Genomic DNA, 20,105 nt, shown 5'->3' with positions numbered 1-20,105 from the left:
GAGCACTGCAGGGTTCCGGGATTCAGGGCCGCGAGTGAACGATCAACAACGGGCAGGCGACCGAATGCAACAACGCCCTGCTGGTGGAGCCGAGCAGCAGGCTGGTGAACCCGCCACGGCCCCGGCTCCCCACCACCACCAACTGCGCGGACGCCGAGAACTCGACCAGTGCCTGCACCCCGCGGTCCTGAACCACGACCCTGCGGACGGCAACTTCCGGAAAGCGCTCGCCGAAACCCGCCAGGCTTTCCGACAGCGCGGCCTCTTCGCGAGTGCGGACGGAGGTCCAGTCGAAGGTCCGGTCGTTGCCGAGGAAGTTCGTGACGTTGACGTCCGACCACGCGTGTACCGCGATCAGTTCGGCGCCGCGCAACGACGCCTCGGTGAAGGCTGCCACGACCGCCGGCTCGCTGTTCTCCGTGCCGTCCACACCGACCACGACGGGCCCACCCACCGCGGCCTCCGGGTCCGACAGGGTGCGGATCACGGCGACCGGGCAACGCGCGTGGGCGGCAACCGCGGTGCTGACCGACCCCAGCAGCCCACCGGTGAACTCCCCGAGGCCACGCGACCCGACCACCAGCATCCCCGCGTCCTTCGAGCGGTCGATCAGCAGCAGGCTCGGCTGGCCCGACAACAGCTCGGACTCGATCGTCAGCGGTCGTCCCGACGCTGCTTGGCGTGCGAGGTCGGCGGCGCGTGCGAGCCGGAGCTTTCCTTCCACCTCCTGGTCGTCGAAGTAGGTCGGTGGCATCCCGATCGGAACCCCGTACGTGCCGGCGACGAACACCGTGGCGACCAGCAGCAACGGCGCATCCCTGCGTACCGCGTTCTCTGCCGCCCACCACACGGCGTCGTTCGAGGACTGGGAACCATCGACTCCGACCACGATCGGCGGGTTTACCAACATGTCGCTCTCCTCGGGTTCGTCAGGCGGGTGCTACTGCCTCGGGCGCCGCTCGATCCTTCGCAGTTCGATCCTTTCCCGGGCAGATGGTCTCCGAACAGGGGCAAACGTCCCCAAGAAGTCAGCACTCGTCACCGAATTCGTCGGACCCGCGCATCGGTGTCGGCTGTCGCCGTTCGCCAGGCCGCCCAGCCCGGTCACGATGTGGAGCGCCGGCCCGTCACGAGGTCAGCGTCCGCTCGTACTTGCGCACCGAGAGCGGTACGAAGATCAGCAGCAGCAGGATGATCCACGCCGACGAGTACAGCGCCGCGTGCTGCAACGGCCAGGCATCGGGCGCCGGCACGGCGGGACTGGTGTTGCCGAACAACTCACGGGCCGCCTGCGTCACCGAGGAGACAGGGTTCCACTCGGCCAGGGTGCGGAGCACCGTGGGGAAATTGTCGGTGGGGACGAAGGTGTTCGCGATGAACGTGAGCGGGAAGATGACGATGAACGACGCGTTGTTGACCACCTCCGGCGTCTTGACCGAGAGCCCCACCAGCGCCATCACCCACGACATCGCGTAGGCGAACAGCAGCAACAGTGCGTACCCGGCGACCGCCTCGAGGAACGACGAGTGGATCCGCCAGCCCACGATCAGTCCGGTGATCGACATGATGACCACCGTGAGCACGTTCGTGCCMACGTCGGCGGCGGTCCGGCCGATCACCACCGCCGAGCGCGCCATCGGCAGCGACCTGAACCGGTCCATCACCCCCTTCTGCAGGTCCTCGGCAAGGCTCACGCCGGTGATCGTCGCGCCGAAGATGACCGTCTGGACGAAGATTCCGGCCATCAGGAACTCTTTGTAGCTGACGCCGGGCACCGCGATCGCGCTGCCGAAGACGTAGGCGAAGAGCAGGACGAACATGATCGGCGACAGGGTCGAGAACACCAGCAGGTCGGGGACCCGCTTGACCTTGATCAGGTTGCGCTTGGCGACGATGACGGAGTCCCGGAAGATCCTCACGACGCCTCACCGGCCTGCTCGTCCACCACGTGCCCGGTGAGGCTGAGGAACACGTCGTCGAGGTTCGGCCTGCGGAGGCCGACGTCGAACACCGCCAGGTCCGCTTCCTTGAGCCGGCTCAGGGCCTGCGCGAGATCGTCGACGCCGCCCGAGACCGGGATGCTGATCCGGCGGGCCTGCGCGTCGGTGGTCGGCGGTTCGATCCCCAGCGACGCCAGCAACTCGCAGGCCCGCGGCGCCTGTGTGAAGTCCTCCAGCACGAATTCCAGGCGCTCCCCGCCGACCCGGCCCTTGAGCTGGTCCGAGGTGCCGGCGGCGATGATCGACCCCTTGTCCAGCACAATGATCGAGTCGGCCAACCGGTCGGCCTCCTCGAGGTACTGCGTCGTCAACAGGATCGTCGTCCCGTCCCGGACGAGGTCGGAGATGAAGTCCCACATCCCGATCCGGCTGCGCGGGTCCAGGCCCGTCGTCGGTTCGTCGAGGAACAGCACGCGGGGACGCCCGATGAGGCTGGCGGCGATGTCGAGGCGTCGGCGCATGCCGCCCGAGTACTGCTTGACGGTGCGATTGCGGGCCTCGGTCAGATCGAACCGGGCGAGGAGTTCGTCCGCGCGCCGCCTCGACTCGGCCTTGTCCACCCCGAACAGCCGTCCCACCATCTCGAGGTTCTCGAACCCCGTCAGGTACTCGTCGACCGCGGCGAACTGCCCCGTCAGCCCGATCGACGCCCGCACCTCGTCTGCCTGGCTCGCCACGTCCAGGCCGAACACCGACGCGCTCCCCGAGTCGGCCCGCAGGAGGGTTGCCAGGATCCGGACGGCGGTGGTCTTTCCGGCGCCGTTCGGACCGAGAACCCCCAGGACAGTTCCCTCGGGGACGGTGAAACTGATCCCGTCGAGCGCGAGCGTCTTCCCGTATCGCAGCACGAGGTCCTGGACCTCGACAGCATCCGCCATGAAGCGTCACCCCTCCCGGACACCGGAACGTGAACGCCAGTGTGGCCCTGTCGTCGAGGTGTCGCCACTGGGAGGGAGTTCCGGGCCGAGCCGGGCTACTTCGCCACGTCGGCGAACGCGGCGTCGTCCTCCTTGCCGAACTGGTCCTCGAGCACCTCGGGCGAGTAGTCGACGTCGATCTCCTCGACCGGCCGGCCGCGGGCCGACTCGATGGCCCCGAGCCGGCGCTGGGCCCGGTCCGCGGCATAGGTGACGAACTCCTCGGGGTCGAGGCCGAACGGCTGTACCTCGAACTGCTCGTTGACCCAGTTGATCATCCCCAGCGCCAGCGGCATCAGCTCGCCCATCCGCTGCTGCACGACGCCCCAGTTGGCGTCGTCGGCCGCCACGTGCCGACGGCAGGTGAAGGTCCCCCACGCCATGTGCCGACGCTCGTCGTTGCCGATCAGCCGGATCAGCTCCTGCATGCCGGGCAGGATGTCCCACTCGGTGCAGACCTTCTGCCAGGCGTAGTAGCCGGTCAGCGCGAGGCTGCCCTCGATCACGTGGTTGTAGGTGACGCTGGCGCGCACCTGGTTCGCCGGGCTGGGGTCCGTCTCGAGCAGTCGCAACGAGCCGGGCAGCTCCTCGTAGAACAGCTCGCGGTAGAAGGGGTTCTCCGCGACGAACGGGTGCAGGTCCCCGTCCAGCCCCACCGCGTCCATCCAGTGCCGGAAGATGGCGAGGTGCTTGGCTTCCTCGAAGCAGAACTGGGTCAGGTACATCTCGTCGCCGAGCCGGCCCTCCATGGACATCGCCCGCATGAACGGCTGGATGTCCTCGGTGACGGCCTCCTCGCCGGCGATGAACTGGGTGCACAGGTAGGTGGCGCTGCGCCGCTGCTCGCTGGTCAGCCCCGCCCAGTCCTGCGCGTCCCGGCTGAAGTCGACGGACCGCGGATCCCAGAAGTGTGCGTTGCCCTTGTCGAAGAGCCGCAGCGGGAACGACTCCCAGTTCAGGCCGCCCGCGCGGATCGATCCGAATCCCTGCCTGAGCTCTGGTGAAGCAGTCATGGCCGCACTTCCCGGAAGGTGTGACGGACACCCGGTCAAGTGTCCTGGGTCACACCCAAGCTTGACATGCGTCCGGGTCTTGTCAAGGACCCGGCGGCCTCACACGCCGAGGACCGTCAGGCCGTGCGGGCGCAGGTTCATCGACTCGCAGCCGTCGGCCGTCACCACCACGATGTCGATCGACAACCTCGGCCCGTGCAACGGACCGATCCACGTCGACTTCGAGACCGATCCCGCGCGGCCGGGCAACCTCGCGGTCACCCTCACTCCCGCGGCAGTTTCGGCGCGAGCCCCGCCTGCGGGACCACGGTCCAGGCCGACTGGATCAACGGCAACGCACCGATCACGCACACCCGGCGGGCGCCGGTCGACCGCGGCCAGACCCGCATCGACGTTCCCGCCGGCGCCGGGGTCAACATGGTTGCGATCTCGACCCTCCCCCAGCGTTCTCTGGCTGTGTCGAGCTACGTGTGGGTCGCTCCGTAGTCGCGCTGTCTGGTTGTCCCTGGTGACGGCGGAACTCACAGGCGCCCGCCAGGGACAACAGGCAATCGGTTCAAGATTCCGGCAACACCCGGTGGCCGGCTGGGCTCTCGGGCCAACGTCACCCGGTCCTGTGCCCGGACTGGGCAGCTACTCCTTCGGGGCATCGCCCGGCCGCCTCAATGCTTCGACGACTGTCTGGAGAACACGGTGAGCATCGTGCCTCTGCACTTGGTCCCGCGCGAAGATCGCCACGAGACCAGCCGGTAGCCCCACCAGAGCGACCAGAGCGACCAGAGCGACCAGGGACCAAAGTGCTGTATCCATCGAGCCTCCTTAGATTTGTGCCGCGACCGTAGGGGGCGCCTTCTCCACCCCATTCCAACTAGGGTGTTCACCCATCAGCACGGATCGGGTTCACCTATCAACCCGCCAGTGACAGAATCCAGGCATTTTCGGCCGAATTCTCGGATCTACGTCGGCGACCCGCCGCCTGCAGGACTTGGGTGGGCGCTTCCCGGTACGCGCACCCCCGAATTCACGCCTCAACGGCCAGCTTTCGGCACGTGACCCACGACACTCCCCTGGGACCTTTGGTCCCAGTGCGGGGCGTGGTCGCTAGAGGCCGTTCCCGTCGGCTCTCGCCCGACGTGAGGCCCCTCGGCGAGAACCTCGCCGCTGTGAAGCGGCGGGCGGAGGATCGGGTTCCCCCAATAGCTGTCCCCAGGGGTCGGGCAGGTCGCGTTCGAGGTGCCAGTACCGCAGTGTCACAACATTCATCGCAGCCAAGGTGAACCCGAGCAGCAGTCGGTGCGCGGCGAGGCCAAAGATCCGGAAGTACCCGCGGCGCAGGTGCAGCACATTGCAAGGCGCTGCGCGGAGGAACGGCCGTCACCGGGAACCGCTTCCCCGAGGCCCCGGCGGCGACATCCGCTCCGGCACCCGTTGGGCCACAGACGTATCCGCCACACATCATCAGGTGTGGTGATCCCAGGCCATCCGTAGTTGACGAACCCACGCCCATGGACCTCGGTCAGATGATCGTCGGACTGGGTCGACTACGTGGCGGGCGAGCTCTCCCGGCACAAGCGGCCGTGCGAAGTGTGGTTCGTCGACGCCCTTCCTCGGGACGCGATGGGAGAAGCGCAGAAGGCGGCGCTCGCCCGGTAGTGGGTCAGACGTCGAGGTTCAGGCCGCCTCCATGACCGCGTGGACGAAGGCTCGAACCGTGGGGTTGTCGGCCGAGGTACGCCAAACCAGGCCATAGGCGATCTGCGGGGCGTCGGGGAAGGGCACGTACGCGACGTCCGGCCGGGCGTAGTAGTGGACGGCTCGGGCACAGGTGGGCGACACCCCCTTTCCCGCGCCGACTTGCGAGAGCACTTCCTGGTGATACCCGACTTCGGGTCCGCGTGGGATCGGTCGACCCGACGGCGTCCACGACGGGAAATGATGCTCGAGCCAGTAGCGCGGGGCGGCGCCGCCGATGGTCACGAGCGGGAATTCGGCAAGATCCTCGAGGGAAACCGATTCCCGTCGTGCGAGAGGATGTTTCGAAGGCACCAGCAGCGCCCGCGGTTCCGTGCTGATGACCGGGCCGGTGGTGAGATCGGGCTCGTCGATCGGAAACTCGCTGATTTGGATGTCGCGTTCCCCGGACCGGAGCGGACCGATCGGGTCGCCCAACTGCACTTCCTGGATCTGGACGTCACAGTGGGGATGGGCGACTCGAAACGCATCGGCGACGGTGACAACGAAGCTGCCGAGCCATGGCGAGGAAAAACCGACCCGCAGGGTGTGTTCGATCCCACGGCCGACCTCCATCGCACGCCGCACGCCCTCCACGATCTGCCCGTAGGCCGGTCGCAGGTCGCCATCGAGTTGGCGACCGAGCTCGGTGAGCCGCACCACGCGACTCGTGCGGTCGAACAGGGGCGCACCGACCTGGCGTTCGAGCTTTTTGATCGTCTGACTGATCCGGCCGGTGCTGACATGCAGGCGCTCAGCGGTGTGGCCGAAGTGCAGTTCCTCGGCGAGCGTCAGGAACGCCTCGAGTTCGTGCCGCTCGAGCACAGCGCCCCCTCAAGATCGTTGAATCTGACTAAAGAGCCGTTCCACTATCGCATGTTGTTCGTGCCGACCAGGCGTCACAGTCTGAGTGTGTCCCATCAGTGACCAATCAAATCCCCACGGAGGCAAGGACCATGAGCAAGGTTGTCGCAGTGATCTACACATCGATGGACGGGGTCATGGAGGAGCCGGCGTGGACCGCGCCGTTCTGGACCGATGATCACTCCAAGTTCCAGGGCGGCCAACTCGCCGCCAGCCGGGCACTGCTCCTGGGCCGCAAGACGTACGACGGCATGTCGATGGCCTGGCCGGCCATGGAAGAGGAAGGCGCAGAGCGGATGAACAGCATCCCGAAGTTCATCGCGTCCACGACCCTCGACACCGTCGAGTGGAACAGCGTGTTGATCAAGGGCGACGTCGCAGAGGAGGTCGCCAAACTCAAGAGCGAGCCCGGCGGGGACCTGCTCGTCTACGGCAGCGGCGACCTGACCGGCTACCTGATCGAGCACGACCTCGTCGACGAGCTCAAGCTCTTCGTCCACCCTGTCACCCTCGGCACGGGTAAGCGTCTCTTCCGCGACGGCGCCACCGGCAAGACCTGGACTCTGGCGGGCAGCTATGTGTTCGACTCCGGCGCCATCGTCCTCGATTATCGCCCCGCCGCCTGACGGTTTGCGATAGATATTTGCTCGCTCGTATCGAAGCCCGTCGCTTGGCTCCGAGGTAGCCGTGAAGGACCAACTACCGACGAGAGGACGAAGTGGTGGCCGCCATCGATCACACAATGGCCGCCAGCGCGATCTACCTCGCGGTTGCGGCCGCACAGGTGGTGACCCGCGTCGGGTTCGATCTGATCTGCCCAGGCTCAGCCTGCTGAGCCTGGGCAGCGACGGATGGATACAGATCGCGAACTTCATCGTCTCCGGCGTGCTGTTCGTGGCGGGCGCCGCCGGGATGAGCCGGGCGATGACCACGTGCATCAGCCGGACGTGGACGCAGAGACTGACCGGCTCTTCGGGTTCAGCTCGGTGTTGGCGGGAGGATTCGTGGCCGACCCGATGGACGGCTTCCCACCGAGGGCAGGTGGCGACCCCGCAGTTGGAAACATGCTGATCGAACAGGCTCGGCACCGCGCCACGCCTACCCTCATCGTCGTTCTTTCCCGGTACCCTCGCGCCAACCGGTAGCAGTCGCGTTGCGCAACTGATGAGCACCTTGGGCGACGCCCTACGCGCGTCCGGCTGAGGGATCGGCCACGGAGACGGATTGCTACGCTGGCTGTGTGATCGTTATCCGACAGGCATGGTGGTGGCTGCTCCAGCCGCCCGTCTAACCATGTCCGCGGGCTGTGCGCAGCCCGTGAGGAGTCGATCCCGACCTACTCGAGGTTCCGTACAGCCCCTGACCATCCAGGAGCCCTAGGTTGACTTCCCTCGACACCGCCACCGAACGCAGCGACCGTCTGCGCACCGACATCGCTGAACACCCGACCCGATACCGAGTTCTGACTGGCGAACGCCCCACAGGCCCATTGCATCTGGGGCACTACTTCGGGACGATCGCCGAGCGGGCGCGCCTGCACGACCTCGGGGTCGACACCTTCATCATCCTTGCGGACTACCAGGTCATCACCGACCGTGACGCCATAGGCCAGGTCCGCGACAATGTGCACAGCGCGGTGCTGGACTACCTGGCCGCCGGGATCGACCCCCAGCGGGCGACGATCTTCACCCATTCTGCAGTGCCGGCGCTGAACCAGCTGCTGCTACCGTTCCTGAGCCTGGTCACCGAGGCCGAACTGCACCGTAATCCAACCGTCAAGGCCGAACACGCCGCGTCCGGGCGGGCCCTGAGCGGTCTACTGCTTACGTACCCAGTGCATCAGGCAGCGGACATTCTGTTCTGCAAGGGCAACCTCGTCCCAGTGGGGAAGGACAACCTTCCGCACGTCGAGATGACGCGGGTCATCGCCCGGCGGTTCAACGACCGCTACGGCCAAGTCTTCCCGGAACCGCAGGCGCTGCTTACCTCCAGCCCGGAAGTCCCAGGCCTGGACGGCAGGAAGATGTCCAAGAGCTACGGTAACGCGATCACGCTGTCGATGACTGCCGACGAGACCGCAACGGTCATCCGCAAGGCGCCGACAGACTCGCAGCGCGACATCACCTTCGACCCGGCCGGCCGCCCCGGGGTGTCCGCCCTGTTGACCACCGCAGCATTGTGCTCAGGCCGCAGCGAACACGACCTTGCCGACGAGATCGGCGACGCCGGTGCCGGCGCACTCAAAAAGCTCACCACGGCCGCCGTCAACGACTTCCTTGCCCCACACCGGAAACGCAGAAACGACCTCGCCCAAGACGCCCACTACGTCGCGAGCGTGCTGCGTGTCGGAAACCAGCGTGCGAATGAGATCGCCCAACAGACACTTGACGAGGTCCGGACCGCGATGGGAACGACCTATTGATACGCCCTACTGCTCAGTGGTTTGGCAGCCAACAGGCGGAGGACGCCTCGCTGCGGAGGATCTTTCTCGGAGCGCCCAATCGGTGTCCTGTTTGACGATCGTCATGTTGGTCGGACACTTGGCTTTCCGATGGGAATCCGATCTCGTCCAGAAGCCTGCAGGCATCCTGGCAACCCGTCCTGCATCTCAGTCCGGGAGACGTGGCCGATCCAGGACTCGAGATCCAAACCCGCTGCTCGAAACTTCACCACGGCACGTGGACTGCTTCAGTCGGCCACCTGATCCTGCGCCTGACCACCACAACCTGGAAATCATCCAGATTTGTGTGATTAGGAGCCATCCTCAAGTGTGATTACCAACTGGTCGATCTATCCAATCCGCATGCAGCCCAGAATGCTCCGGCATTGGTGAACACCCCCAACTCGTATGAGGCGACCCCCGCCGAGCACTCAGAAGGCCGGCGCCACACAGTCGCAGCGGGCGCTCTGACAGCAGCTCGGGCGGTCGAAGCCGCGAGCGACCAAGCAGGCCAAGCAATATCGCAAGCCGATTCATGGAGCGGATGGAATCAGAAATCGAGTCGCGACCACAACGGGGTGCCTGGCCGCGGATCGTTTCCGATCCGGTCCGTGATCCAGGCGGTCACCCAAACGGCTGCCCGACCAAACCCATTCGAGCCCACCAGTACGGAATCCCAAGTCGGACGGCAGCGCCGCGGTCGAACTGGTCGCGTAGGTGCTCGACGGCGGTGGCTGACAATCGTTCGGATTCGTCGATGACCTACAGCTCGACGTGGTCGAGAATGCGTTGGTGGTGGACGCTGACGTGAAGGTGCACGGTGCAGGGCGCGTGCCAGCGCGGCGTAGACGTTGTTGTCGGAAGCCTCACGTGGGCCCCAGGCGCGCAGCAGGGGTTCGCGCCGGGCTGAGTAGGTTTGTGCCCGTGGACAAACCAACGGAAGCACGGTCGATCATGGTGCTGGCTGATCTGGCCACACCCATGGCGATCCGAGCAGCGGCGACCCTGAGCCTGGTCGAACACGCAGGCACCGAGGGGGCGACGGCAGAGCAACTCGCCACTGCAACCGGAACGCAGACACAGGCACTGCGACGCCTGCTCGACCACCTGGTCACGATCGGCGTCTTCTGTCTCGATGCCGAGCCCGCCCGTTACCGGCCCACGAGCCTCGGTGCCCAGATGAGCGAGGACGCCCCGGAAGGGGTCAAACCGCTGCTCGACATCACCTGCGCAGGCGGTCGCGCCGAACTCGCCTTCGTCGATCTTCTCGAAACGGTCACCACAGGCGCACCCGCCTATCCGCACCGGTACGGGCACGACTTCTGGGCGGATCTCGACGCCGAGCCGAAACTGCGGCGCACCTTCGACGCCCAGATGAACTGGCGGTTCCGCGAACAGGCGCCGGAGATCGCGAAGAGCTTGAACTGGAGCCGCTTTCCCGACATCGTCGACGTCGGCGGCGGAGACGGGCAGCTGCTCAGCGAAATTCTGCACGCCCATCCCGGCGTCAAGGGCCGGGTCCTGGACCTGGCGCCCACGGCGACCGCGGCCGCCGAACGGTTCGCTGCCGGCGGACTCGAGGATCGGGCGAGCGCCATTTCCGGCAGCTTCTTCGACCCGTTGCCCGCGGGAGCCGGCGCCTACCTGCTCTCCGACATCCTCCACGACTGGGACGACGAGCACGCCCGGAAGATCCTGACCGAGTGCTGGCGGGCGGCAACCCCGAGCGGCTCAGTGGTGGTAGTCGAGCCGGTACGAGGGCACGGCGTCGGCACAGGCATGGACCTGTTCATGCTGATGTGTTTCGGAGGCAAGGAGAGGACGCTCGACGAGCTGATCGAGCTTGCCGCCCACTGTGGACTCGAGTTCCACACCTCGGTCCCCGTGACGGACGGACGTATCGCGGTGGAGTTCAGCGTCGCGACCCAAACCGACGGATGAACCGCTGGGGGTTCGCTGGATCTCCCGACCCGGCAGAGTGTCCTGATCGGCGATCGTCCTAGGTGTGTGGACGCTGCAAACCGCGGGTGTCTTCGTTCGTGACTTTCGACAGTCCATCAATCGTTCGGTTTCTGCACACGAATTGGACTGGGCGGCGGTCTGGCAAGCTGGCCATCGTGACGGCACTCGGCATACAGCAGCAGGACAATTCGGCCGAACGTGCGGTTTCGCACGCGATTGGCGTTGGGCGGATTCTGTGGGGTGCGACCACAGCGATCGCATCGCGGCAGGTCTACAACGCGTTGGGCATTTCCTACCCCAGCAGTGATCTGGGTGTGTGGATCAAGGCGTTCGGCGTGCGTGACATCGTCCTGGGTGCAGCTGCACTGCATCCGGATGCCACCGTGCGCCGGGCGACCTTGCGGGCCGGGATCGCGATGGACCTGATCGACGCTGTCGTGGTGGCTGACGCCGCCCGTCGCGGGTTGCCTCGCAAAGCCGCAGTGGTCGGCGTTGCACTTGCAGGAGGAACTGCTGCATTCGCTGCTTGTGGCCCCACCCTGGTCCGTGCCTTGCGCAAACGGTGAGTGCGCAGTCCGGTATCTAGCGCCGTCCATCAATCGTTCGTTTCCAAGACATGAATCGCGGCAGGAGGTGCTCCGTGTGACTCGCGGCGATATATGGCGCTGGTTTCGTGCCATGAGACGGCTTAGGCTCGGCATGTGGACAAGCCGCCGCTGTATCGGAAGGACAACACCACCGCGCGGGGGTCGCGTCCACGCGGTGGTGAGTACCGGCATCGGCGCAACACCAAGCGAACTGTGAAATCCGATGTGACGCAGGAGGGTATGGGGCGGGCAAAGGGCCGGGGGCGTGATTACACGCCTCTTTTCCGTTTTCTGCTCTCGAGGGTCGGCTCGGGCTGGGAGGCGACATTCGCGGAGGCCAAGTCCCGGCTCGATCAGAGTGAACCGATTTTCTGGCTCGTGGCGGTGCAGGAATCCGACCGTCGGGATTACGTGCGGATCGGTGAGTCGACCTATTGCAGCGGGTTGTACGTCGCCTCCGATGGAACGCTGCAAGTTGTGAATCCGGACATCAATGAATCGAGTCTGGACCCTCACTGTGCGTGCTGCACCTACACGTTCAACGGCATCCGATTCACAAGACCCGCTCCGTCAGGTACGTCACCGAGCTAGCCCCACCGCCATCAGCGAGAACCGTACGGGCTGAATTCAGACCCGCAGATCAACGGCTGAAGTGCAGTTAACAGGACGACGGGCGGCTGGCTCGCCCGCGCTCAGTTCTCGATCCCGACAGGCAATGGTCGAGGCTTCCTGAATGTGGATCAGTGGGTGGCCGCGGCGGCGGTGCGGCCGTGCCGGTGAGGCGGGGTTCCGGTAGTAATCGCCGAAAAACAACGGATATGGCGTAACCCCTGGTCCAGGGTGATCGCGCACGATGTTCGCGAGCCCGCAGCCCGATCCGGCCGCCGAGAAACTGGTTCCCGGCGGCCTCCACGGCCTGTCGACCACGTCGAAGTGCCGCGATCGGCTACCGGACCCGGCGATTAGCGTGCCGGCGCCGATCGACCTGTCACCTCTGGAGTTGTACCGGCATCACCAGCGATGTCGATCGAGCCGAGTGGATGACCAGTGGGGTGATCGGTCCGTCGAGGCGGAGATGGAGTTGCCCTTCGCCGCCGGCGTCCATGGCTTCGAGGATGAACTCGCGGTTGACCGCGGTACCGTTCGTCCCCTCGGAGATCACGATGTCGCCGCTGTCGTCGGCGGACAAGACGACAGTCTCGAAGTCGACCCCGTCTTCTCGCTGCTGGATGAGGGAGGGACCGTTCACGATGGCCTCCCGCAGCCGGCCTCCGATGCGGACGCCTTCGGCCTCCTCGGACGGCATCAGCCTGCGATAGTCGGGAAACACCTCATCGATCACGATGGCGGTGCAGTTCAGTTCCCCTGCCCGTGCGGTCACGGTTCCGCTTTCCACCGTGAGGCAGACCTGCGTGGCCGCGGTCGCAGCGATACTGTCGAGGAAGGCAACAGGCACTACCGCTGCGTGAGCGGGGCCCTCAACGTCCGCGAGTATGGGTGCCACGGCCAGCCGGTATCGGTCGGTGGCCACCAGGTTGACCGTGCCGCTGGTGGTGTCGAGGAGCACCCCGCCGAGTGCCGGCAGTTCGGGGTCGGTGCTCACGGCGAAACGGACCGCGGCCAGCGCGGCACGGAAGTCCGGTCCGGTGAAGGTCAGGATTGTGGTCATCGGGGGTTCCTTCGTGGTCAGTAGTGAGTGGATGTCAGACAGTTGCTGGCGGGCGTCGGCGAGTCCTTGTTCCAGGCGTTCGAGGTGTGCGGCGAGCAGGGCATCGACGCGTTCCGGGATATGCCGGGAAGTCACGATCTGCTTGATATCGGGCACAGGCATCCGGGTACGGCGCAGCCCGCAAATTAGCTGCGCGACGACCACCTGGTCGCCGGTGTACCAGCGGTAGCCGCTGTGCGGATCGACGAACGCAGGCGTTAGCACGCCTGCCCCGTCGTAGAACCGCAGCGCGCTGACGGTCAGCCCACTCATGCGCGCAAGCCTGCCTATCCCGTAGAAGTCCTCCATGACACGAAGCATCACCTCTCGACTCGGTCGAGGGTCAAGCCGATCACCGGCTCGACGGGAACCGTCATATGCGTCGTGGCGCTTCAGTCGCTGACCGACGTACAGATCACGCGCCGGCGACGTGACGCGCGCACGCCCACCGGCCCGACCACAGGGGCTACGCCATATCCGTTGTTCTTTCGGCGGTTACTACCGAGACCCCGAGGCCCCGCAGCAACGCCTCGATCAGCTCCGGCCGGTCCGGGTGCTCTGCCGAGTCGGTCAGGGGACGGTCCAGGCGCCGGCGCCGGGCGTGATGACGTATATCCGGTAGTTGATCCCGTCGACCCCACCGGGCGCCGTGGCCACGGCGACCACCGTCCCGGAACCGGTCTCGACCGATGTGCCGTCGCGGTTGCCGAGGTATGCGACACCCGCTGCACCGGTGGAGATGTTTCGCCAGTGGACGTGAACACCGATGTACGGCCCCAAACGGGTCACTCCCGGGGTGTCAGTATCGGTAGTGGCGGTCACGTAGGTGTAGCCCGACCTCGGGAGTTCAGCCGAACCGACGCTGAGGGCGACCCCGCCGACGGGAATGGGGAAGACAGTGTCGGTCGGTGCGGCGGCGGCGGGGTGTGCCGCGAGAAGCAGTGCCACGCCGGCTCCGGCGACGATGGATGCTTGGCGTAGACGGTGACGTTGCCTCATCGACGGACCTCCCTGCCCTGGTGGCCCGCTCCCGGTCATGAACACCGGCGCCGGCCGAAGGATGCTGTCAGCCTACGTCCACGACGGGTGGCCCCGACCAGGAATCACCTGGTCGGGGCCACCCGTAGCGTGTTCGGTGTGGGCTAGACGAGCCTGATCGACTCGGGTGAGGCGTGTGCCGCGATCACCTTCTCGACACCGCCGACGTCGTCGAAACCGCTCGCAGCACCCTCGTCGTCGGCGCCACCTGACGCCGCGAGAACTCCGCCATCTATCGCCGCGAGTCACACGCATCCTCAGCCGCCCAGCCCGATTCGTGTCCGGGAAACGAACGATTAGGAGACACACGCACTCAATAGGGGGAGCTATCAATCCGGACGCCAGGCCGAGCGCTGCAATCCAGCGATCGCCGAGCGGGACGTTTCTGGCTCGGCGGCTATGCTCCGGTCCCGCCAGGTACAGATCCGACGTCATCTCCCTTCTATCCCGCAGGATGATGAGGTCAGCGAGCATTCCTTTGGGGGGACAGTGATTGAGGCAATTCTGCCGAACGGTGTGATGGCGGCCGAGCTGTTCGAGGATCCATCCGGTTTGTCCCCTCATCCGATGGAGGCGCCGCTGATAGCACGCGCGAGCGACAAGCGGAGACGGGAATTCACCTCAGCACGCCATTGCGCTCGCCTCACAATGGGCACGCTGGGGCTCGATCCCGCGCCGATCATGCGAGGCCCTTCCGGCGCGCCGGCATGACCAAAAGGCGTGGTCGGCAGTCTCACACACTGCGACGGCTACCGCGCCGCGGTTCTCGCATACTCGATGCAGGTCCGATCCATCGGAATCGATGCCGAGCCCCACGGTCCGCTTCCTGACGGTGTGCTCGACGCCGTGAGCCTTGAAGTTGAACGCCAATGGCTCTCGACCGCAGATCGCAGCGACGTGCACTGGGATCGACTCCTCTTCTGCGCCAAGGAAGCCACCTACAAGGCATGGGAACCTCTCACCGGCCGCTGGCTGGGATTTGAGGATGCGCACATCACGTTCGAGCGAACTGGGCATGGCACCGAGGTGGTTGGCACCTTTCGCTCTACGATCCTGGTCCCCGGCGAAACGCACGGCGGGCCGCCGATACACGCGTTCGATGGGCGCTGGCTGATCTCGGACGGCCTGGTGGTCACCGCAATCGCAGTCTCCTGAACCGAGGTTCGCTCGGAGTGGTCTACACCTTCGTTCGGCACGCAAGCGCTATCTGGCCACGCGAGAGCACCGTCACAGGCCAGAGCTCCACGCCAGTCCCGTCACCGTCGTGGACGGCAGACGGGTGACGCGACAATCGTCGATCCATCTCCACCAACCGATCAGAGAATCGAAAGGGACATCGAGTGACGAACGAGACCTGGGACCCGGAGACACCGGGGCTGCTTCGGCTGCCATCCGGTCGGCTGGTTCGCGGCCGGGGCCTCCGTAACCCCGTCCCAACAGGCGAGAAGCCCGATTTCGGGGTGTACCTGCAGGGCAGCGAGCCCGCACCGGCCGAGTGGGAGAGTCGGTGGGTGCGGTGGCGAGATTTCTGGCTACCGTCCGACCGCAGAGCATTCGTCCCGACATTGCATGAATTGCTGAAGCGTTCCGAGAGCGAGCGCGTCGAGATCGCCTGCAGCGGCGGGTTCGGACGCACGGGAACTGCGATGGCCTGCCTTGCAGTGCTCGACGGAATACCGGCCGACAAGGCTGTCGACTATGTCCGTGAGAACTACTCACGCAGGGCCGTCGAGATGCCATGGCAGAAGCGCTTCGTCGCCCAGTTCGGCTCGAGCCGGCTGAGCTGACTCGTCAGCTCAGTGCGTCGCACCGTCCGCGACCTCGCAATCCGGATCCGCGTCCGGAAAACGACCGTTTTCCGGACACGAATCCGGATGGTGAGGTCGCGCCTGTGCGGTTCGGGCAGGACGTTGCCAACGGAGACCTCGGCGAGCCGCTGGGAACCGTTGCGCGGAAACTAAAGCCAGACGCCGCTGGTATCCACTGGTGGGGATCTCTGGGAGAGTCACTCCCGGTCAACCCAGCTGAGCGCGAAAATTGGCGGCCGGATTCAGCCGCGGAAGCCTCGGGGCCGAGGGAAGCGTCTGCCCGCACCGTCTTGTCTTTGTTGACCTGGGGAATGTTGTTGATATATCGGAATTCTAACCACGGTTCGACGCCGGCGCCGATAGCTTTGCGTCATGACGGTTGAGGCGAACTGGGCCCGGATCATCCGCTGGTGCGAGCAACACGCCTCCGCGACCGCGGCGAAACTGTTGCCGCCTGCCAAACCGGCAGATATTCGCGCCGCTGAGACTGCCACCGGCAGGGTCTGGTCTGAACAACTCCGCCAGTGGTTCACTCTGCACGATGGCAGCCACCCCGGTTGCCCGCTCTATCTACTCCCCAGGTTCGCACCAATCTCCGCCACTGCCGCCGCTGAGGTTCACTCACGGATGACTCAGCTGTGGCAGGACATGACCGACGATCTCGGGGGCACTGAGATGTTGATGGCTGCACCCGCAGGAGAGGAAGCCGGGACCTACCTACCCGCCTACATCCCTATCGGTGAGGACGGCGCCGGCGACTACCTCGTGATCTACACCCGCTCCGGGGACCGCAAGGACTGCGTGGTCGACTTCTTCGGGGAGGGAGTCGAAACCCTGAAGTGGGTCTCGATCGAGGCGATGCTCGACTCCACTGCGACGGCGCTCGAGCAGGGAACGGACTGCGAGGGGTGGGTGCCGGTCATCGAGGACGGTCTACTCCGTTGGGACTTTCAGCCATAGCGCCCCGATCAGGCGCAGAACCCCATTGGTGTGACTCGCGTCGATAGATGGCGGTGTTCTCGCGTCGCTCTTTGGGGGGATCGAAGAACTGCGCTGCGCTCACTGCTCAAGCATCCCGCAGTCGAGTAGTCACGATTCCGCCACGCCGCCGCGCACCTAGGCCGTCGAGCTGTGATGAGAGGCTGCTACTCAGCGTTGGACGACACAGAACTCATTTCCCAGGGGATCGGCCAGTACCGCGGTGCGATACCCGCCGTCGTCGTTGTGCTCTTCCAGTGTTCGCGCACCGAGGCCAGCTAGTCGCGAGACCTCAGAGTCGAGGTCATCGACGAAGAGATCCAGGTGAGCCCGGTTCTTGACATCTTTCGGCTCTTTCACACTTTGCAGCGTGAGGTGATGCAAACCTCCGCCCGGTGAAACAAGCCCATGGAACTGCGCACCGTCTGTAAATGGGACGGGTTCGTCGTAGCCGAGGGCAGCTTTCCAGAAGATCGCCGCGGTCTTCACGTCGACGCAATCGAGCGTCATTCCGACAGTCTGATTCACAACACCCTGCTTCCTGATCGATGTTCGGTTACCTAACAGCGTTAAGTGTATCCTGTGCAGGATGACGAAGGAACCCAGACGCGATCGGCAGCGTCGAGAACTCAAGCAGGACATCGTCGCCGAAGCGCGCCGACGACTCGAGGAAGGTGGACCGACTGCGGTCACCCTTCGCGGGATCGCGCGCGAGGTCGGGGTCAGCGCACCCGCGCTCTACACCTACTTTCCCAGTCTCGCCGAACTGTTCACCGAGTTGATCGTGCAGAGCTATCAATCGCTCGAAGCCACCATCGCTGCTGCAACTGGTGCATCGGCAGGGTCAGCTCTCGAACAGCGCCTCGCTGCCGGTCCACTTGCCTACCGGTCCTGGGCGATCGCACATCGCCGACAGTTCAACCTCATCTTCTTTGACCAGATCGACGGGTACGCCGCACCACCAGGTGGGTCCACCGTGTCCGCGCAAACTGACGTGCTGCGACCAATCGCCACCCCATATGCCGAGGCCCGAGGCTGCATGATCAGTCAACTGTTGGCCGACGACGATCTCCTCGATGACTTTCTCGCCTGGTGGGGGGCGTTCCACGGCATTGTCGCCCTCGAGGTCAACCATCATCTTGACTGGCGCGAACCAGAAGCAATCTTCCGGCGTCATCTCTATGCCAGCATCCGAGAACTCCTCGCAACAGATGAGACAACCCGCCGGTGACTGCGGCGGGCTTGCTTGACGCCACCTGACGACGCGAGAACCCCGCCATGTATCGCCGCGAGTCACAGGTCTCGGGTTCGGGGTGTATCGCGAACCATCGATTGCGGACACGAAAGGCTGTGACTCGCGGCGTTACGTGGCGGTGTTCTCGCGTGGTTCCTTGGCGTTCCAGAGGGTGATGACTCGACGGATCTCCCCGATCCGCCGTGCAAGGGGAGTCGAGCCCCGGGGCTCGCGGCGCGGGCCGTAGGCCAACGCCGACTGCTATCGGTAGCAGTACGAATCGGAGGACGCGTCGCCGCCCTGGAGGCGAACCTGGTGTACCCGCAGACCCCGGAAGTCCTCGTCGTGGGGGAAGAAGGTCTCGTCGACGGTCATTCCTCCGCGAGGATCGGTGTGGATCGCAGCCATCCAGGCCCCGACGCCGTCCGGGTAGAACTGGTCGTCCCAGGCGCCGTAGAGGGAGTTGGTGAGGTAGACCCGCCGACCGTCACGGCTGATCTCGACCATCTGTGGGCCGCCGGACAGCGGCCGGTTCGGTGCCGCCGGATGCGCGTTGCGGCCGACGATCCCGCCGAGCCGGATGGACCCGGTCTCCGTCGGGTTGGCAGGGTCGTGCACGTCGAACTGCTTGAGCTCCCCGATGCCCCAGCACGAGACGTAGAGGAACCGGTCGTCGACGGACAGGTCGATGTCGGTGACCAGCGGTGGCACCGCACCGAACGGTTTCAGCGCCGGCGGCAGCAGGTCCGGATCGGCCGGCTCGGCCGGGACGGTGATCACCTTGTCCACCGCCCAGTTGCCGCCGTCACGGTGCCAACGCCACACCGAGGCCGACAGATCCTCGGTCGAGACCACCACACCAACGAACCCCCAGGTGGCATCCGGGTCATGCGACGGGCGCAGCTCGAGCGGCATCTGGTACTGCTCGCCGAGATCCACCCGCTGCCGGTGCCGGCCGGTGGCGAGGTCCCAGAAGTGGATGGCGTGGCCGTACTTGTTCGCCAGCAACAGCTCCGGCACCAGCCCGTCCTCGATCATCGAAGGCGTGCCCCACTCGCTGCTGATCAGCGTGTTCTGGTTGAGATGCCACCACGCGTCGTAGGCGAGGTATTGCGGTCCCCGGTCGGTCTCCCATTGCCGGAGCACGTCGAACGTGTCGTGATCGAGCAGTGCGATCCCGCCCGGCCCGTCCGATCCATTCACGCCGCCGAGGCAGGTCATGAAGACGCCGTCCGGCCCGCAGTGCAACGTGTGTGGTCGGGAGTATCCGGCCTGGGCTGCGAGCACGGCGCTGTCCACGGTCTTGACCAGGGTGGGTTGACGTGGGTCGGGCTGGGTGTCGAACACATACAGGTGGGACGAGCGCAGACCCGGCACGATCAGGTACCGGCGGGCCAACCCTTCCATGTGGTGACCCTCGTGTTTCAGTGCGCTGCTACAGGCGTTCCAGCCGAAGTGGTGCAGCTCGCCGCCCCGGTGGGGTACCTCGGTCCAGCCCACCACCCGGCCGTATGTTTCCGAGCCGGGATCCACGTCGATCACGCTCAGCGCATCGGGCTTCGCCGCCGCGGGATCGAACGCGACCACATAGGCCAGTGTCTCGGGCGGAGCGGCGGCCGCCTCGGCTGCGCTGCGATAGAAGGTCGGGTCCATGGTTGGCTGACTCATCGTCGTCCCCTTCGTATCGATACGACGAGACCCGCCAACACCGCCTGTTACACCTACCGCAACCCTCGCCCACGGGTTCGCAGTGATGAGGAAGACGTACGGGCTCTCGGTGAACACCAAACTTGTCTGCGCGGACAAACACCCGGCCTGCCATCGG

General features: G+C 65.5%; 19 protein-coding genes and 1 pseudogene. 9 read left to right on the top strand and 11 right to left on the bottom strand.

The window, feature by feature from the left end:
• Positions 1-22: 22 nt before the first annotated feature.
• The 7 genes from AC1DU4_RS08280 to AC1DU4_RS08250 all read right to left on the bottom strand — a co-directional run bounded on the left by AC1DU4_RS08280 (position 23) and on the right by AC1DU4_RS08250 (position 6,486).
• A complete protein-coding gene (locus AC1DU4_RS08280) occupies positions 23-910 on the bottom strand; it encodes a universal stress protein (RefSeq protein WP_477838790.1) in 888 nt (295 codons plus the stop codon).
• A 217-nt stretch (positions 911-1,127) separates the two neighbouring features.
• A complete protein-coding gene (locus AC1DU4_RS08275) occupies positions 1,128-1,919 on the bottom strand; it encodes an ABC transporter permease (RefSeq protein ID WP_477838788.1) in 792 nt (263 codons plus the stop codon).
• Positions 1,916-2,878 carry an ATP-binding cassette domain-containing protein gene (locus AC1DU4_RS08270; protein WP_477838786.1) on the bottom strand — a complete coding sequence of 321 codons (963 nt, stop codon included), beginning with the start codon at positions 2,876-2,878 and terminating at the stop codon, positions 1,916-1,918. The genes AC1DU4_RS08275 and AC1DU4_RS08270 overlap by 4 nt, the downstream gene beginning before the upstream one ends.
• A 95-nt stretch (positions 2,879-2,973) precedes the next feature.
• Positions 2,974-3,930, bottom strand: a complete 957-nt coding sequence (locus AC1DU4_RS08265; protein WP_477838784.1) for a R2-like ligand-binding oxidase — start codon at positions 3,928-3,930, stop codon at positions 2,974-2,976.
• A 99-nt stretch (positions 3,931-4,029) separates the two neighbouring features.
• A complete protein-coding gene (locus tag AC1DU4_RS08260; RefSeq protein ID WP_477838782.1) occupies positions 4,030-4,191 on the bottom strand; it encodes a hypothetical protein in 162 nt (53 codons plus the stop codon).
• Between the two features lie 2 nt (positions 4,192-4,193).
• On the bottom strand, positions 4,194-4,349 hold the full coding sequence (locus tag AC1DU4_RS08255) for a hypothetical protein (protein WP_477838780.1): 156 nt from the start codon (positions 4,347-4,349) through the stop codon (positions 4,194-4,196).
• Positions 4,350-5,601: 1,252 nt separating this feature from the next.
• Complete coding sequence (locus AC1DU4_RS08250) at positions 5,602-6,486, bottom strand: LysR family transcriptional regulator (protein ID WP_477838778.1); 885 nt, start codon at positions 6,484-6,486, stop codon at positions 5,602-5,604.
• 131 nt (positions 6,487-6,617) lie between these two features.
• Between AC1DU4_RS08250 and AC1DU4_RS08245 the strand changes: the two genes are divergently transcribed.
• The 5 genes from AC1DU4_RS08245 to AC1DU4_RS08225 all read left to right on the top strand — a co-directional run bounded on the left by AC1DU4_RS08245 (position 6,618) and on the right by AC1DU4_RS08225 (position 12,105).
• Entirely contained in the window at positions 6,618-7,151 is a 534-nt protein-coding gene (locus AC1DU4_RS08245) for a dihydrofolate reductase family protein (RefSeq protein ID WP_477838776.1), read from the top strand.
• A 755-nt stretch (positions 7,152-7,906) separates the two neighbouring features.
• Entirely contained in the window at positions 7,907-8,947 is a 1,041-nt protein-coding gene (gene trpS, locus AC1DU4_RS08240; protein ID WP_477838774.1) for a tryptophan--tRNA ligase, read from the top strand.
• Positions 8,948-9,889: 942 nt separating this feature from the next.
• A complete protein-coding gene (locus AC1DU4_RS08235; protein WP_477838772.1) occupies positions 9,890-10,906 on the top strand; it encodes a methyltransferase in 1,017 nt (338 codons plus the stop codon).
• A gap of 176 nt (positions 10,907-11,082) precedes the next feature.
• Positions 11,083-11,493, top strand: coding sequence for a hypothetical protein (locus tag AC1DU4_RS08230; RefSeq protein ID WP_477838770.1), 411 nt, complete (start codon positions 11,083-11,085; stop codon positions 11,491-11,493).
• A 135-nt stretch (positions 11,494-11,628) separates the two neighbouring features.
• Complete coding sequence (locus AC1DU4_RS08225) at positions 11,629-12,105, top strand: hypothetical protein (protein WP_477838768.1); 477 nt, start codon at positions 11,629-11,631, stop codon at positions 12,103-12,105.
• Between the two features lie 397 nt (positions 12,106-12,502).
• Here AC1DU4_RS08225 and AC1DU4_RS08220 read toward each other — a convergent pair whose 3' ends face one another.
• Positions 12,503-13,531, bottom strand: coding sequence for a DNA polymerase III subunit beta family protein (locus AC1DU4_RS08220; RefSeq protein WP_477838766.1), 1,029 nt, complete (start codon positions 13,529-13,531; stop codon positions 12,503-12,505).
• 261 nt (positions 13,532-13,792) lie between these two features.
• Positions 13,793-14,170 (bottom strand): hypothetical protein, encoded by a 378-nt coding sequence (locus AC1DU4_RS08215; RefSeq protein ID WP_477838764.1) that lies wholly within the window; start codon positions 14,168-14,170, stop codon positions 13,793-13,795.
• Between the two features lie 579 nt (positions 14,171-14,749).
• Here AC1DU4_RS08215 and AC1DU4_RS08210 point away from each other — a divergent pair.
• The 3 genes and pseudogenes from AC1DU4_RS08210 (at position 14,750) to AC1DU4_RS08200 (ending at position 17,028) form a co-directional block, all read left to right on the top strand.
• A pseudogene (locus tag AC1DU4_RS08210) lies at positions 14,750-15,415 on the top strand (4'-phosphopantetheinyl transferase family protein).
• Positions 15,416-15,600: 185 nt separating this feature from the next.
• The gene (locus AC1DU4_RS08205; protein WP_477838762.1) at positions 15,601-16,047 is read left to right on the top strand and encodes a protein-tyrosine phosphatase family protein; all 447 of its coding nucleotides are present in this window, start codon (positions 15,601-15,603) and stop codon (positions 16,045-16,047) included.
• Between the two features lie 393 nt (positions 16,048-16,440).
• Complete coding sequence (locus tag AC1DU4_RS08200; RefSeq protein ID WP_477838760.1) at positions 16,441-17,028, top strand: SMI1/KNR4 family protein; 588 nt, start codon at positions 16,441-16,443, stop codon at positions 17,026-17,028.
• A 189-nt stretch (positions 17,029-17,217) separates the two neighbouring features.
• On the opposite strand, the gene AC1DU4_RS08195 is transcribed toward AC1DU4_RS08200, so the two are convergent.
• Positions 17,218-17,556, bottom strand: a complete 339-nt coding sequence (locus AC1DU4_RS08195; protein WP_269590300.1) for a VOC family protein — start codon at positions 17,554-17,556, stop codon at positions 17,218-17,220.
• 79 nt (positions 17,557-17,635) lie between these two features.
• On the opposite strand from AC1DU4_RS08195, the gene AC1DU4_RS08190 reads away from it, so the two are divergent.
• Positions 17,636-18,277: a TetR/AcrR family transcriptional regulator gene (locus tag AC1DU4_RS08190; protein WP_477838758.1), complete on the top strand. Its 642-nt coding sequence runs from the start codon at positions 17,636-17,638 to the stop codon at positions 18,275-18,277.
• Positions 18,278-18,541: 264 nt separating this feature from the next.
• On the opposite strand, the gene AC1DU4_RS08185 is transcribed toward AC1DU4_RS08190, so the two are convergent.
• The gene (locus tag AC1DU4_RS08185; protein ID WP_477838756.1) at positions 18,542-19,948 is read right to left on the bottom strand and encodes a selenium-binding protein SBP56-related protein; all 1,407 of its coding nucleotides are present in this window, start codon (positions 19,946-19,948) and stop codon (positions 18,542-18,544) included.
• Positions 19,949-20,105 lie beyond the last annotated feature (157 nt).

It is taken from the genome of Rhodococcus sp. P4_F5 (assembly GCF_056401315.1).
The sequence above is the reverse complement of the archived record's forward strand: the minus strand, read 5'-3'. Positions and strand labels throughout refer to the sequence as shown.

Coding starts and splice junctions, on each gene's coding strand:
- AC1DU4_RS08280 (WP_477838790.1), bottom strand. CDS start 910: ATGTTGGTAAACCCGCCGATCGTGGTCGGAGTCGATGGTTCCCAGTCC.
- AC1DU4_RS08270 (WP_477838786.1), bottom strand. CDS start 2,878: ATGGCGGATGCTGTCGAGGTCCAGGACCTCGTGCTGCGATACGGGAAG.
- AC1DU4_RS08265 (WP_477838784.1), bottom strand. CDS start 3,930: ATGACTGCTTCACCAGAGCTCAGGCAGGGATTCGGATCGATCCGCGCG.
- AC1DU4_RS08255 (WP_477838780.1), bottom strand. CDS start 4,349: ATGTTGACCCCGGCGCCGGCGGGAACGTCGATGCGGGTCTGGCCGCGG.
- AC1DU4_RS08245 (WP_477838776.1), top strand. CDS start 6,618: ATGAGCAAGGTTGTCGCAGTGATCTACACATCGATGGACGGGGTCATG.
- AC1DU4_RS08220 (WP_477838766.1), bottom strand. CDS start 13,531: ATGGAGGACTTCTACGGGATAGGCAGGCTTGCGCGCATGAGTGGGCTG.
- AC1DU4_RS08200 (WP_477838760.1), top strand. CDS start 16,441: ATGACGGTTGAGGCGAACTGGGCCCGGATCATCCGCTGGTGCGAGCAA.
- AC1DU4_RS08195 (WP_269590300.1), bottom strand. CDS start 17,556: ATGACGCTCGATTGCGTCGACGTGAAGACCGCGGCGATCTTCTGGAAA.
- AC1DU4_RS08190 (WP_477838758.1), top strand. CDS start 17,636: ATGACGAAGGAACCCAGACGCGATCGGCAGCGTCGAGAACTCAAGCAG.
- AC1DU4_RS08185 (WP_477838756.1), bottom strand. CDS start 19,948: ATGAGTCAGCCAACCATGGACCCGACCTTCTATCGCAGCGCAGCCGAG.